Origin of the sequence: Paenibacillus sp. JDR-2 (assembly GCF_000023585.1) — a bacterium.
Lineage (GTDB): Bacteria > Bacillota > Bacilli > Paenibacillales > Paenibacillaceae > Pristimantibacillus.
The window spans coordinates 3,113,589-3,127,500 of record NC_012914.1; the positions used below are offsets into that span (position 1 = coordinate 3,113,589).

The 13,912-nt window shown below is 47.0% G+C and carries 14 protein-coding genes and 1 rRNA gene (1 of these 15 running past the window's edge); 13 read left to right on the plus strand and 2 right to left on the minus strand.

The features are described from left to right. Positions 1-75: 75 nt before the first annotated feature. The 4 genes from PJDR2_RS13640 (at position 76) to PJDR2_RS13655 (ending at position 3,569) form a co-directional block, all read left to right on the plus strand. Complete coding sequence (locus PJDR2_RS13640; RefSeq protein WP_015844288.1) at positions 76-609, plus strand: YceI family protein; 534 nt, start codon at positions 76-78, stop codon at positions 607-609. Positions 610-760: 151 nt separating this feature from the next. After that, the gene (locus PJDR2_RS13645; protein WP_085982415.1) at positions 761-985 is read left to right on the plus strand and encodes a cold-inducible protein YdjO-related protein; all 225 of its coding nucleotides are present in this window, start codon (positions 761-763) and stop codon (positions 983-985) included. Positions 986-1,064: 79 nt separating this feature from the next. Beyond that, complete coding sequence (locus tag PJDR2_RS13650) at positions 1,065-3,020, plus strand: ATP-dependent DNA helicase (RefSeq protein WP_015844289.1); 1,956 nt, start codon at positions 1,065-1,067, stop codon at positions 3,018-3,020. 90 nt (positions 3,021-3,110) lie between these two features. Next, the gene (locus tag PJDR2_RS13655; RefSeq protein WP_041613443.1) at positions 3,111-3,569 is read left to right on the plus strand and encodes a GNAT family N-acetyltransferase; all 459 of its coding nucleotides are present in this window, start codon (positions 3,111-3,113) and stop codon (positions 3,567-3,569) included. Positions 3,570-3,616: 47 nt separating this feature from the next. On the opposite strand, the gene PJDR2_RS13660 is transcribed toward PJDR2_RS13655, so the two are convergent. Next, positions 3,617-4,495, minus strand: a complete 879-nt coding sequence (locus tag PJDR2_RS13660) for a LysR family transcriptional regulator (protein WP_015844291.1) — start codon at positions 4,493-4,495, stop codon at positions 3,617-3,619. A 122-nt stretch (positions 4,496-4,617) separates the two neighbouring features. On the opposite strand from PJDR2_RS13660, the gene zwf reads away from it, so the two are divergent. Genes zwf through fsa form a run of 3 tightly spaced genes read left to right on the plus strand, consistent with a single transcriptional unit; the run spans position 4,618 to position 8,792 of the window. Beyond that, positions 4,618-6,129, plus strand: a complete 1,512-nt coding sequence (gene zwf, locus PJDR2_RS13665) for a glucose-6-phosphate dehydrogenase (protein ID WP_015844292.1) — start codon at positions 4,618-4,620, stop codon at positions 6,127-6,129. Continuing rightward, the gene (gene tkt / locus PJDR2_RS13670) at positions 6,107-8,098 is read left to right on the plus strand and encodes a transketolase (protein WP_015844293.1); all 1,992 of its coding nucleotides are present in this window, start codon (positions 6,107-6,109) and stop codon (positions 8,096-8,098) included. Before zwf ends, tkt begins: the two co-directional genes overlap by 23 nt. Positions 8,099-8,123: 25 nt before the next feature. Continuing rightward, a complete protein-coding gene (gene fsa, locus PJDR2_RS13675) occupies positions 8,124-8,792 on the plus strand; it encodes a fructose-6-phosphate aldolase (RefSeq protein ID WP_015844294.1) in 669 nt (222 codons plus the stop codon). Positions 8,793-8,857: 65 nt separating this feature from the next. On the opposite strand, the gene PJDR2_RS13680 is transcribed toward fsa, so the two are convergent. Further along, complete coding sequence (locus PJDR2_RS13680; protein WP_015844295.1) at positions 8,858-9,475, minus strand: NUDIX hydrolase; 618 nt, start codon at positions 9,473-9,475, stop codon at positions 8,858-8,860. 115 nt (positions 9,476-9,590) lie between these two features. Between PJDR2_RS13680 and chrA the strand changes: the two genes are divergently transcribed. The 6 genes from chrA to PJDR2_RS13710 all read left to right on the plus strand — a co-directional run. Next, positions 9,591-10,763, plus strand: a complete 1,173-nt coding sequence (gene chrA / locus PJDR2_RS13685; protein ID WP_015844296.1) for a chromate efflux transporter — start codon at positions 9,591-9,593, stop codon at positions 10,761-10,763. Between the two features lie 29 nt (positions 10,764-10,792). Further along, entirely contained in the window at positions 10,793-11,257 is a 465-nt protein-coding gene (locus PJDR2_RS13690; protein WP_015844297.1) for a hypothetical protein, read from the plus strand. A gap of 124 nt (positions 11,258-11,381) precedes the next feature. Continuing rightward, a complete protein-coding gene (locus PJDR2_RS13695) occupies positions 11,382-11,807 on the plus strand; it encodes a GNAT family N-acetyltransferase (protein ID WP_015844298.1) in 426 nt (141 codons plus the stop codon). A gap of 20 nt (positions 11,808-11,827) precedes the next feature. Continuing rightward, positions 11,828-12,949 (plus strand): phosphotransferase, encoded by a 1,122-nt coding sequence (locus PJDR2_RS13700; protein WP_015844299.1) that lies wholly within the window; start codon positions 11,828-11,830, stop codon positions 12,947-12,949. 31 nt (positions 12,950-12,980) lie between these two features. Continuing rightward, positions 12,981-13,310: a hypothetical protein gene (locus tag PJDR2_RS13705; protein WP_015844300.1), complete on the plus strand. Its 330-nt coding sequence runs from the start codon at positions 12,981-12,983 to the stop codon at positions 13,308-13,310. A gap of 558 nt (positions 13,311-13,868) precedes the next feature. Next, a 16S ribosomal RNA gene (locus PJDR2_RS13710) occupies positions 13,869-13,912 on the plus strand; it runs 1,502 nt beyond the window's last position.

A 13,912-nucleotide genomic window follows, 5' to 3' on the forward strand; every position in this document is an offset into this window, starting at 1 on the left:
ACATCGTTATTAGGTATATTTTATTAATTTAATAAAAATTAGTAAGTTAATAATGATGACTCGGAGGGAACATTCATGGCAAATTCGAAATGGGCAGTAGACTTCACGCACAGCAGTGTGGATTTCACCATTAAGCACATGATGATCGCAAAGGTTAAAGGCACCTTCCACAAATTTGAGGCTGAGATCGATGCCGATCCTGAAGATCTGACGACAGCGGCTATCAGCTTCACCGTCGATCTGAGCAGCATTGATACACGCAACGCGGATCGTGATAATCATTTGCGTACCGGCGACTTTTTCGATATTGCCCAGTTCCCGGAATTGACTTTCAAATCAACCAATATCGTGAAGAACGGTGACGATGAATATGAGGTGACAGGTGATGTCAGCCTTCATGGCGTCACTCGTTCGGAAACCTTCTCCGTTACCTTTGAAGGAGCAGGCAAAGATCCATGGGGCAATGAGAAGGCCGGCTTCAGCGGCAAAGGTTCCATTAAACGCAGCGATTATGGATTGACCTATAATGCGGCACTGGAAACAGGCGGCGTATTGATTGGCGACGAAGTGAAAATCTCGATTGAGATTGAAGTGGGAAAACAAGCGTAAAATCAGCAAATTATTGATGAAGAATTCACCTCATCACGGGGTGAATTTTTTCTTTTTAAAAAACGGCCTAGCCCCTTTGACTTAAGAGCTATGGAAGTGATATATTAATCGAAGTTTGTTTTTACGCGTTAAGGAAAGGATGCAAAAAAAAGTGGCTACAAGCGAAGACATCACGAAACCAAAACTAATACCGACCAAAATCTTGAAATGCAAAAATCCAGATTGTAAAGCATGGATTCGGGATGAAATGGCTGCCGAAGAACAATTGTGTCCAATGTGCAAAGGACCGATGGGACGAAGCATGAAGCACTTGCCGGCTCTTCAGAAAAAAGCAAAGCCAAAGCCGCGCAAGCCAAAGTCGGAATTTGACTTTTAGTACTTAATTTATGGGGGAATAGCCAAACGGCTGCGTATGGAAACGCAGCCGTTTGTGCTTTGTGGAGGAAGGAAAATAAGTGAGCAATCATTATCCATTTGAGTTTGATCCCAAGCTTCCATTTATTCAGCAGGCAAGCGACTGGATTGCGGATGTCTTTTATGAACAGCTGCCGGAAGCGGGCTTTGAAGTTCGCGACGAACAGATCTATATGGCTTTTCAGCTTGAAAGAGCCTATGCGGAGAAGCAGACGATTTTTGCGGAAGCGGGAGTAGGTACGGGAAAAACCCTTGCTTATCTGCTTTATGCCATCAGTTATGCCCGTTACACCAGAAAACCGGCTATCATCGCCTGCGCCGACGAATCCCTTATCGAGCAGCTTGTAAAGCCGGAAGGGGATATCGCCAAGCTGGCCAATTATTTGGAATTTACGATTGATGCCAGACTCGGGAAATCGCCCGATCAATATATTTGTTTGAACAAGCTCGACGATGCAAGAGCAGCCTTTGACGAGGACGCGGAGGCTTTCGACGGGATCTTCCGCGAATTGCCTTCTTTTGTCCATAAGCCGGAAACGATGCAAAGCTTTCATCCTTACGGCAACCGCAAAGACTACCCGTCACTAAACGATGATCAATGGTCCAAACTAGGCTGGGATGTATTCCAGGATTGTCTGGTTTGCGATAGAAGGCATCGCTGTGGTCAAACCCTGTCCCGCGATCACTATCGGAAAGCTGCCGATTTGATTATATGCTCGCATGACTTCTACATGGAACATGTATGGACTTACGAGGCACGCAAGCGCGAAGGCCAGCTTCCGCTCCTGCCTGAGCATAGCTCGGTCGTCTTTGACGAAGGACATCTGCTCGAGACCGCGGCTCAGAAGGCGTTAACTTACAAGCTGAACCATGCGGTATTCGAGAGCATTATTACGCGGCTTCTGCAGGATGAGATACGGGAAACGCTGGCGCTCGCGGTAGAGGATGCTATAGTACAGAGCGATCATTTATTCGGGCTTATCGCCCGCAACAGCAAGGCTGTGCCGGCATCCAGCCGGAAGGAAGTACTCTGGAGCCCGGAGCTGGTCCGCGAGGTGAACCGTCTGCAGGACATGCTTGCTTCCATTGAGGAAGAGCTTGTGTTCGAAAGCGGCTTGTTTACGATTGATGATTACCAGCTCAAAATTGTAGAAGAGCATATCGAAATGATTCAGTTTGCCTTGTCTCTCTTCAAGCGTGAAGAGAAGCCGATCAGTTGGGCTTCGGAGGATAAGGACGGTCTTACGTTAGTGATCATGCCAAGGTGGGTCAAGGAAGTGCTCAAAGAGCAGGTGTTCTCTAAGAAAATGCCTATCGTTTTCTCTTCAGCAACCTTGTGTGTCGGAGGAGCATTTGATTATATTAAAGAAAGTCTGGGGATCGAGCAGGCGTTATCCTTCTCGGTGCCTTCGCCATACGAATATGGGGAACAGATGCAGGTGTTAATGCCTGGCGAATCGGAGTCCGAGCTGAGCTGGGCGGATAAGATGAAAGCTGCCGGTAAGCTGCTGGAGCAAAAAGGCGGACGTACGTTATTCTTGTTCCCTTCCATGGAAGAGCTTGAACGATTCCGCAAGGAAGCAGATGAAAGCGGACTGACGGGCAGCTATCGTTTCTTGTTCGAAGGTTCGGCCGAGATCAGCCATCTTATCGCCGAATTCCAGAAAGACGAGACGAGCGTACTCTGCGCGGTCACTTTATGGGAAGGTCTGGACATACCGGGTCCATCCTTGTCCCAGGTTATCTTGTGGTCGCTGCCGTTCCCTCCTAATGATCCGGTCTTTGAAGCGCGGCGCAGCGATTCCTCGAATCCGTTTGCGGAGGTAGACATGCCTTATATGCTCCTGCGGTTAAGGCAGGGTATCGGCCGTCTTATCCGGGCCCGCGATGACCGCGGTACGGTTGTTATTTTCGGTCAGGAGCTGAACGACGATGCTGTCCGCAAGCAGGTGCTGCATGTATTGCCTGAAGGTGTAGCGGTTGAGCATCTAGCTTAAGATTGAAGCCAAGAAGAGCAGGATGCTCTTCTTGGCTTTTCTAATACCATAATAGAATTTATTAATTTAAGCTTGGAGGGGAAAATGACAATGATTCAATTATTAAGAGTGGCTGCGGATCATCCCGATTTCCGCGAGTTGATTAAGCTGCTGGATAAGGATCTTTGGAGCCGATACCCGGACACGCAGCAATTTTTTGATGCGCATAATCAAGTCAAGCTGGATGCAAATGCCATGGTTGCTTATCTGGATGATGTGCCTGTTGGTTGTGGCTGTTACAGGGAGGCAGGAGACGAACATACCGTTGAAATCAAGCGCATGTTTGTCAAAGAGGAGGCTAGGGGCAGAGGAATAGCTCAGCGAATCGTGAAAGAGCTGGAACAATGGGCATTCGAGGAAGGGAAGCAGGATGCGCTCCTTGAGACGGGTACGGGACAGCCGGAGGCGATTTCGTTGTACAAGAAATTGGGCTATGTCCAGGTTGCAAACTACGGACCTTATATTGGCAGCGAAGAAAGCGTATGTATGGGAAAAAAGCTGAGATTATAATAAACGGTATTAGGAGCCAAGAACAATTCGTTCTTGGCTCTTTCTTATTATTTAATCTGCTCGATAAACCGTTTGGCTGCGCTGGACAGCGGCATATTCCGCATGTTCATCATTCCAATGTGTGAAGGAGGAAGCGGGATGTCGAGCTGGATCTCGAACAAGGATCCTTCCGCAAGCTCTTTCGCGACAAACTCGCGGGTAACATACGAGATCCCGAGACCTCTGCGCGCGAACTCGATCAGCAGATCAACGCTGCCAACTTCAATCTCCGGCTTGATCATGTAACCATAGCTATGGAAAATCTCCGTAATGGTCATACGAGCCCGGCTGTTGCGGGAGAATAGGATAATGGGATACTGCAGCAACGTGTTTAGAGAGAGTATTCTGTTTTTCAAATCGTTGTAAACCGCCCCGGCCACAAAGCAATCCTGAAGCTGAAAGCTTTCCTTGACTTCAAGCTGAGGATCCACGATTGGCATGCGGACAACTCCAAGATCTATTTTGCCCTCTTTTAGAAAAGTAATGACTTCCGGCGTCGTACCGTGATTCAAATGCAGCTTGATGCCGGGATATTTCTTGATGAAATCCTCCAAATAAGGAAGCAGGTAATGTTTAAACAAGGAATCGCTGCCGCCGATACGCAGCTCGCCGTTGTCCAAATTTTTAAGCGCAATCATTTTCTCTTCGGCCGTGTTGATCAGGATCTGGGACTGCTCGATATAGGAGTACAGAATCGTGCCTTCCTGGGTTAAAGAAACCCCCTTGGAATTGCGGAAAAACAGCGTCAGACCAAAGCTTTCCTCGAGCTGCTTGATGGCATGGCTAACGCTTGGCTGAGTGAGGTAGAGGACCTTTGCGGCCTGGGTCAAACTGCCTGTTTTGGCAGCCCAATAAAACACTTTGTATAGTTCATAGTTATTGGTCATAGACGTGGTCGATAGCTCCTGTAAAATATATTAATTACTTGTATGGCTCTTAATCGTATTATAGTGGAACTACAGAAAATAAAACAGAAGCTTTCAAAAGTTCTGTTGGAGGGAGAGCAACCATGGAACCAGTAACGTTTGTTTTATTTGGTGCTACAGGCGATTTAGCCAAAAGAAAAATATATCCTGCCCTATACAATTTATTCGTTGATGGAAAGCTTCCGGAGGCCTTTTCTCTAATTGGACTCGGGAGACGGGAATGGACAGACGAGTTCTTCCAATCGAATATTGAACAGTCTCTCCGCCAGTTCTCAAGACGCGAGATTCAAGATCAGGCTTTGATGCAATCCTTTATTCGCAAATTCCGCTATACGGTTCTTGATATCGGCCGTACAGATGATTATAAGAAATTGCTTGGTATTATCGAGGAGCGGGAAAGTGCTCTTCAGCTTCCGCCTAACCGGATGTTCTATTTATCGGTAGGTCCGGAGTACTTCACAACCATCGCTTCGAATATTGCGGAAAGCGGTCTTGGCTCTACTGCAGGTTGGAAACGCCTGGTCATCGAGAAGCCGTTTGGTCATGATCTGCAATCGGCACGCGATTTGAACGAGCAGCTAAGCAAGTCTTTTGCTGAGGAAGAAATTTTCCGGATTGATCATTATCTAGGCAAACCAATGGTTCAGAACCTTGAAGTCCTGGAATCAGCGAACCCGATCATTCAAGCTCTATGGAGCAACCGATATATAGCAAATGTACAGATTACGGCAAGCGAAACGGTTGGTGTTGAAGAACGTGCGGGGTATTACGATCATGTAGGCGCCGTTAGAGACATGTTCCAGAACCATATGCTTCAAATGCTGATGATGCTGGCCATTCATCTTCCGCACAACAGCTCGCCGGAGGATGTACGGAAGCATAAGAAACAAGTCATGGAAGCCCTGATTCCACTGTCGAAATCGGAGGTAAGCGCGAATGTTATCCGCGGACAATATACTTCCGGTTCGATTGGGGGCACTCCGGTAAAAGACTACCGTTCCGAGCCGGGCATTGCCGCCAGCTCCGTGAACGACACTTACATTGCGGCGAAGCTGCAAGTTGATGATTATTTCTGGCGCGGAGTACCGTTCTATATCCGGACCGGAAAAAGGCTGCACGAGAAATCAACCCGCATTGTAGTGGAATTTAAGGAAGCTTTGCATCAAGCTTCAACGGCTGCGCTAGGCGGAGCGCCGAATCTCCTTCTGATTGAGATCAATCCTAACGAAGGCATTATGCTGCAGCTCAATACGAAGGAGAACGGCGAGCTGAAGCCGGTGCAGATCCAACTGCATGAGAGCAGCAAGGATATTCCTGAGGCTTACGAGAACCTGATCTACGATGCGCTTGTCGGTAATCCAACCTTCTTCGCGCATTGGGATGAGGTGGAGCTTGCCTGGGCTTGGGTGCAGCCGATTCTGGATGCATTCCAGGAAAATCTGGTTCCACTCGCTTCTTATGAAGCGGGCTCTAATGGTCCCGCGGAAGCTGACGCTTTGTTAGCGGAAGACGGTTTCCATTGGTGGTTTGATTCGAAGGAAAATACAGAAACGAAACGGAAGGATGAAGAGTATGCTTACCAAACTGGACATTGATCAATTATCCATCGATACGATCCGTACTTTGTCGATCGATGCAATCAACGCCGCGAATTCCGGTCATCCGGGGCTGCCGATGGGGGCGGCTCCGATGGCATACGCGCTGTGGGGCAAGCAATTGTCCCATAACCCTGCAAATGCCAAATGGTTCAACCGCGACCGCTTTGTTTTATCGGCCGGCCATGGCTCCGCTTTGCTGTACAGCCTTCTGCACTTGACGGGGTATCAAGTTTCTATCGAAGATCTGAAACAATTCCGCAAGCTGAACAGCAAGACGCCTGGTCATCCTGAATTTGGTCATACGGACGGCGTAGACGCTACTACGGGACCGCTTGGTCAAGGGATTGCGAATGCGGTTGGCATGGCGATGGCTGAAGCGCATTTGGCTGCCAAATACAACCAGGAAGGTTTCCCGGTTGTTGATCATTATACGTACGCTCTTGTTGGAGACGGCTGCTTGATGGAAGGTATTTCCTATGAAGCCATGTCGATGGCCGGACACATGAAGCTGGGCAAACTAGTCGTACTGTACGATTCGAATGATATTTCCCTCGACGGCGAGCTTAATCTGTCATTTGGGGAAAATGTTCGCAAGAGAGCAGAATCTGCTGGATGGGAATACTTGCGCGTAGAGGATGGCAATGATCTCGCCGCTATTTCCGAAGCGATTGAAAAAGCAAAGCACAACGTTTCCCAACCAACAATCATCGAGGTTCGTACGATCATCGGTTACGGCAGTAAAGTTGCGGGTACCAATAAAGTACACGGCAATCCGCTCGGCAAGGAAGAAGCGGTTGCTACAAAAGCGGTTTACGGCTGGAAGTATGAAGAAGAGTTTACGGTACCGGAAGAAGTTAAAGCTCATTTTGCCGAACTGAAGGGGCAGGGTGCTGCGAAAGAAGCAGCTTGGAACGAGCTGGTTGCTTCATACACAGCGCAATATCCTGAGCAAGGCAGCGAGTTTGGGCAAGTGCTTAACGGCACGTTCAAGCTGGACGCGGCTGACATTCTGACCTTCGACACATCGAAATCCATCTCGACTCGCGTGGCGAGCGGCGAAGCGATTAATCATTTTGTGAAAATCGTTCCTTCGATCTTTGGCGGCAGCGCCGATCTGTCCCACTCGACAATGACGGATATCCGCGGTGAAGGCAAGTTTGCGGTTGACTCCTATGCTGGCCGTAACGTTTACTTCGGTGTACGCGAGCATGCAATGGGTGCAGCCGGCAACGGTATGGCGCTTCATGGCGGCGTAAAACCTTTCGTAAGTACCTTCTTCGTCTTCAGCGACTATCTGCGTCCGTCCATTCGACTCGCAGCGCTTCAGAAGCTGCCTGTCACTTACGTGTTCACGCATGACTCCATCGCGGTTGGGGAAGACGGTCCTACTCATGAACCTATCGAGCAGCTGGCAGCACTCCGCACGATCCCCGGTTTGACGGTTATCCGTCCTTCCGACGCGAACGAGACGGCTAGCGCATGGGCTTACGCTTTACAGCAGCAGGATGGTCCGGTAGCCTTGGTTCTCAGCAGACAGAACCTGCCGATCTACGAAGAAACGAAAGCTAATGTGGAAGGCGTGGCAAATGGCGCCTACGTCCTGACGGAGACAAACAGCCAGCCTGATGTCATCCTGATTGGTACAGGCTCCGAGGTATCCCTTGCCGTTGACGCGAAGAAAGAACTCGAGCAAGAGAATATTTCGGTTCGCGTTGTGGCTATGCCTAGCCGTGAGCTGTTCGACCGCCAGTCCGAAGATTACAAACAAAGCGTACTTCCTGACTCGGTAATGAAGCGTATTACGATTGAAGCGGGTATCTCGCTTGGATGGGACCGTTATGCCGGCAAAGAGGGCAAAGTGATGTCCATCGATACGTTTGGCGCATCCGGCCCAGGAACCGCGGTTATGGAATACTTTGGATTCAGCACGAAAAACGTAGTAAAATTAGCTAAAGAATTTAACTAATAATATTATTCGGAGGTTGTTACTAATGAAATTATTCATCGATACAGCAAACTTGGAAGATATTAAGAAAGCCTACAAAGTTGGCGTATTGTCCGGCGTAACGACTAACCCATCGCTGGTTGCCAAAGAAGGCGTTAAGTTCGAAGACCGTATTGCTGAAATTTTGCGCGAAGTACCTGAGGTTGAATCGGTATCTGCCGAAGTAACGCCAGATGCCCTGACAGCCGAAGAGATGATTGCGCAAGCTGACGAACTCATTAAAATTAACAACTACGATAAAAATATTACAATCAAGCTGCCCATGACTTTGGCTGGACTTGAAGCTTGCCGTTACCTGACGAAAAAAGGGGTTAAAACAAACGTAACCCTGATCTTCACGGTTAACCAAGCGCTTCTTGCCGCACGCGCAGGCGCGACTTACGTATCTCCATTCCTTGGCCGCCTGGACGATATCTCCGAAGATGGCGTTCAACTGGTTGCGAAAGTGGCCGAACTGTTCCGCGTTCATAACCTGGATGCGCAAATCATCGCGGCATCTGTCCGCCACCCTGACCATGTTACCCGCGTAGCAATGGCTGGCGCACACATTGCAACGGTTCCGTTCTCGGTAATCGAACAGATCTCGAAGCATCCTTTGACGGATCAAGGCATGGAGAAATTTGCGGCAGACTGGAAGAAAACAACTCAACAGTAATACAAATATAAGAAAACACGCCGATCCCTAGGGATCGGCGTGTTTTTTCATTTCATGGCGGAGGCTTAATCAATTATTACTTCTTTGCTTGGATTATGGAGGTATTCGAACATCAACTTGACTTGCTCAACCGTATTTCGTTCGATAGAAAGCTCAGGCAGTTCGTCAATGCCGAAGAAACCGACATCGCTGGTTTCCACGCCTGCCGCGGCTTCGCCGCCAATGATCTCGCAAAGAATAAACATTTTATAGACATGATAAGGACTTGGCGGATGGTTATGGAACTTCTTATCGAGTACAGCTAGCAGACGAATGGCAGAGGTATCGAAACCGGCCTCTTCCTGCGTTTCTTTTACGGCGATCTCCTTAGGGGAATAACCAATATCGCTCCAGCCGCCAGGCATGGACCAACCGCCGTCTATTTTTTCCTGGACTAATAGGATCTTGTTATCGCGGAACACGACCGCACGGATATCGGTTTTTGGTGTGGTATACCCATTGTCGCTTGCGAAAGCAAGGGCGATTTGCTCATGGCTAACGGACGTGTATTCAGCCAAAATCTCGATGCTCATCTGACGCAATGCTTCGTAACGCTCTATATCATAAACGTCTGTTGCGTATGTTAGTCCGGTTTGCGCAATAGCTTGCATTTGTTTAGCCCACTCTAACCATTTTGGTTCCATCTCGGGAATACCCACTTTCTGTTTTTAGTTTTTACGTTAAGAAACTGTAAATGAGATTAACGGCTTGCCATTATACTTATATAATAAGTGAAAAACCTGGAAAGGAACAATCGACTTGAAGCCTTTATTCGAAGTACTGGTCGTTTCTTTTAAGCTTGGATGCACTTCGTTTGGCGGTCCTACCGCACATCTTGGTTATTTTCACAATGAATATGTAAAGCGCCGACGCTGGATGGATGAGCGCAGTTATGCCGATCTTGTTGCTTTAGCGCAGTTCCTGCCGGGTCCTGCGAGCAGCCAGGTTGGGATTGGGATAGGCATCTTGCGAGCAGGATGGCTAGGAGGAGTCGCTGCATGGATCGGGTTCACGATGCCTTCGGTTATCCTTCTTGTCTTGTTTGCTCTGCTTATGCAAGGATTCGATATCGGAAATTCCGGCTGGATCCACGGATTGAAAATTGTTGCGGTTGCGATTGTTGCCCAAGCGGTATTAAGCATGGGGCAAAAGCTGGCGCCGGACCGGAACCGGGCAACTCTGGCTATCTTGGCTGCGGCCATAACTTTATTGTGGCAAACCGCCGTAAGTCAGATCCTTATTCTTCTGGCGGCCGGTGGGATCGGTTATCTCTTGTATAGAAAGGCCGAAGGAACGGAAGCTGGCACTGCAGTGCCAGTACCCATCAGCAGACGGACGGGCATGCTTTGTCTGGGGCTTTTTGCAGCTATGTTAATAGGTTTGCCGGTTGTAAGACAGTTCATTGGCGGAGAAGGCTTGCTGGCCTTGTTCGAGAGCTTCTATCGATCGGGCTCGCTCGTCTTCGGCGGCGGTCATGTGGTACTGCCATTACTGGAGCGCGAAGTGGTGCCTACGGGTTGGATGAGCAAAGCAGATTTCCTGGCCGGTTACGGTGCAACGCAGGCAGTTCCCGGACCGCTATTTACAATAGCGGCTTACCTCGGCGCGATGATAAGCGGCGTAAAGGGAGCGCTAGTGGCAACGGTAGCTATTTTCCTGCCGGCTTTTCTGCTAATGGCAGGAGCGTTGCCGTTCTGGAGTACGCTTCGGCACAATGCGAAGGTGCAAGGCGCGCTTGTTGGCATTAATGCGGCGGTAGTAGGTATCTTGCTTGCAGCACTTTACAATCCTTTATGGATTACGGCCGTACAGGAGGGGCAGGATTTTGTTCTAGCCTTATTGCTGTTCGGAATGCTAGTCTATTGGAAGCTGCCGCCTTGGCTGGTTGTGCTTGCGGGGCTGGCGGGAGGATGGCTGCTCGGGTATATTTGAGAGAGCTGGCTGATTTGGAGTGAAATACAATGCATGTTAATAAATTTGAAGTAAAAAAGATGAAAAGTACATATTGTGACGATGAGCACTATTGCTTTGTAGTGGATGGCGCTCCATTAGACTACTTTTTAAATGAACAATATCCTGAGAAGAGTCTACTCGGACTGGTTCCGACTATTCCGGAATGGATGTGTATGCCTGCTGAGAAGGAATTTGTTCTAAGCCGCTTTCATTCCTCAGATCCGATTGTGTTGCTTCCCGTGCTCATGTGTCCCGATGATTGCGATTTGTGGTGTACATTGCTAGTTGCAGAGGTTGAGAAACAGGACCGTTTCATTAGATGGAATCGAATTGGTTACGACCGAAGTACAGGTGATGAAAAAATAGAGACCTTTGAATACATTGGGAACCAGGTGGATTGGCTCGAGAAGATTCCGCCATTTATTTTCAAACAAGAAGAGTATGAGACGGAGATTAAGAAATTACTGCTTTAATTGTGTAACCCCATTCAAAAATTTGAGTGGGGTTACATTTTTTTCTTTAACATAAAAAGGATATTGCATATCCTTTGGCGAACGTACATTCTGATTGATGACTAATGGGATGAGGGGAACGATCATGTCCGATACTGCTATTTCATTTGGTAATGATGAAGAAAGCACCTACATTAGAAATAAATTAATCGAGTTTAACGCAAAACACGTTCCGGAAGATTTAAGTTCGCGCTATGAAGAGATCAACTTAACGTTGAAGGACGAGAACGGCATCATTATTGGAGGGATGTTGTCTACTCTGTGCTGGAACTGGATTGAAGTCGAAATCCTGTGGATCGACGACACTCAGAGAGGTAAGGGAAACGGGGCGCAACTGTTGAATCAGATCGAGCAGATTGCTAGAGAGAAGGGCTGCACGTTTATTAAGCTAAATACGTTCAGTTTTCAAGCTCCCCTATTTTATCTCAAGCATGGTTATGTTCAGGTTGCCGTGTTCGAAGAAGCGCCTGTCGGAAGCAATCATTATTACTTTAAGAAAACGATTGTATAGAATAGGAGGATTCATATCATATGAGCGTACAACGCATATCAGAAGAATTGGATAAAGAACGGCTTCTTCATTTGTCTAACACCTGTACTGGATTTGAATTTGGAGTTATTACGGAATGGTCCTGCAAATCGATTGGTCAGGAAAATAAAAACTTTGTAACGGATGGAGTCTACCGCATAGCGGGAACAAGCGAAAACAATGGCGGTGAGCGTCGCTCATGGTCCTTTATTTTAAAAATCGTTATTCCTGATCCTTTACGGAATGACCCTGCACATTATAACTATTGGCGGCGAGAAAGCTTAGTTTATGGTTCAAATTTACTTGAGCATGTACCTTCGAATCTACTAACTCCCAAGTGTTATGCTATAGACCATAAAGATAATGGTTGCATTTGGTTGTGGATCGAAGATATGGGGAATGAAGAAAGGCCATGGAAGCGGGATGATTACGACTATGTAACGGAAAAGCTTGGCGAGATTCAAGCCGAGTATCTGCTTGGAAAGCCGCTTCCGGAATTCAAGTGGTTAAACCGGCATTGGATGCGATCGTGGGTACAGGAGTGCGAAAAATACCGCTTTGAACCTGATCCTGATACTAAACGCAATTTGCTTTCGGATAAAAGAGTGGCCGCAATATTGGACCAATATCATCAATTTGAACCCTGGATCAATGATTGGCTGTCTGCACTGGAGCAGCTTCCTAAAACATTTTCCCATCAGGATTTTTATGAGCGGAATATTATGTTGAGTGATGTAAACCAGCGTGAAGGAAAGCTAACTTTGATAGATTGGCAGTTCGCAAGTATTTCAGGGGCGGGTGAAGATCTAGGACGGTTCCTGGGGTTAGGTTTGAGTCGGGGCCAGGTACCGGTTGATCGGTTTAAGGAGTATCGAGAGTTATTTATTTCTTCTTATATAAGCGGGCTAAGAAAGGCGGGATGGCAGGGGGATGAAGAGCCAGTCCGTTTTGGCTATCTTGCCGCGTTTTCTTTACGGTCGGTCTGGGAAGTTTCGAAGATGCTTAAGAAGCAGGCACTGTATCCAGACTCGCCAGAGAGCAAAAAACTGATGCTCATTACGGAACTGCAAATGGAAACTGCCGTGGAAGCAGAAGGAATACGTACTAAATCATTACTTGTTTGATGGGGATATATAGAAAGCAGGGGGACAGTTTATGAGGTTTTTGTTAGTTGTTATTCTTTTTTTATTGGCAGGATGCAGTGATTATAGCAGCGTTGATAATTACATAAACAGCATTGAAGAAAAGCATAATGCAAGTATGGTGAAGTTCGGTACTGTAACCAAAGAACAAAGAATCCTCGATGCTTACGCTTACTATAAAGATAGGGGATTCTTTAAGGACAGTGAAATATCGGACAAGAACATTGTTAATAAAGTTCTGCTCACTAACGATTTCAATGAACATTTTGATCCGTTTAGTACGGATGAAGGAAATTATTATTTTACTTACGGGGACTTGTATAAAGCTGAGCAAACAAAGTGATTTTATGGATATGGACATCGTTCCTAAAATAAACAAAATTATTGAGGATAGCGGATATAGATTTGAATCCGTTAGTATGAATCAAGTTGTATGTGTTGTTCTACTGACAATGGACGAGAAAACAAAAATCGAGAAAGATAGAATGATCCCTTTTGATACTTTTGATACTTTTGATACTTAATGAACCCGGCACAGCTTTGGAAGAAGCGTAGCAATAATATAGAATCTTATGTTTCGAATATGAAGATCCCTAGTGGAATAATCAAACGTTAAGTCAGCAGTAAATTTTTACCTGTTGAAATCTAAAATCCATTCATGCTATATTATAACTCCGGCCGCGAGAGACAAACGGTTTGGAAGAAAAGCTAGCTATCATCGATTTAGTAGAAATACAAAATGATGAAAGAAATGCTTGACACAAAAAACAACAACGTGATAAGATATGAAACGTTGTTGCGAAAAAGAAATTGTTCTTTGAAAACTGAACAACGAGCAAAACTGCCCCGTTAGAAATAACGGAAAAGCGATAAAACAAAGTTTGAGCAAGTCAAACACCATTTCATGGAGAGTTTGATCCTGGCTCAGGACGAACGCTGGCGGCG